Origin of the sequence: Ligilactobacillus acidipiscis DSM 15836, from assembly GCF_001435755.1 — a bacterium.
In the GTDB taxonomy this organism is placed as follows: domain Bacteria; phylum Bacillota; class Bacilli; order Lactobacillales; family Lactobacillaceae; genus Ligilactobacillus; species Ligilactobacillus acidipiscis.
Genome location: NZ_AZFI01000433.1, coordinates 1 through 232 on the forward strand (window position 1 = coordinate 1; position 232 = coordinate 232).

1 protein-coding gene is annotated in these 232 nt (G+C 40.1%); it reads left to right on the forward strand.

Annotated elements, in window-relative coordinates; translation table 11 throughout:
- On the forward strand, window positions 1-189 hold a 189-nt coding region (locus FC65_RS11345), incomplete at its 5' end, for a transposase (RefSeq protein ID WP_075168699.1).
- Between the last annotated feature and the right edge of the window lie 43 nt (window positions 190-232).

Below are 232 nucleotides of genomic sequence, written 5' to 3' on the forward strand. Positions count from 1 at the left end.
ACTAACCTGATTGAGAACTTTAATAAGCATCTCAAGCGCACCACCCACCACAAAGAACAATTTCCAACGGAAGATTCACTGGATCGCTTCCTGGTTTCTCAGTTTAATGTTTATAACGAGAAGTCTCTGAAGCGGATCCACCGAGGGTTCAAAGGACTCCAGGACACCTTGGAAGCATCATTTATTTAAGTTAGATACATATTATATGTACGAAGGCATTTCATTTACACAA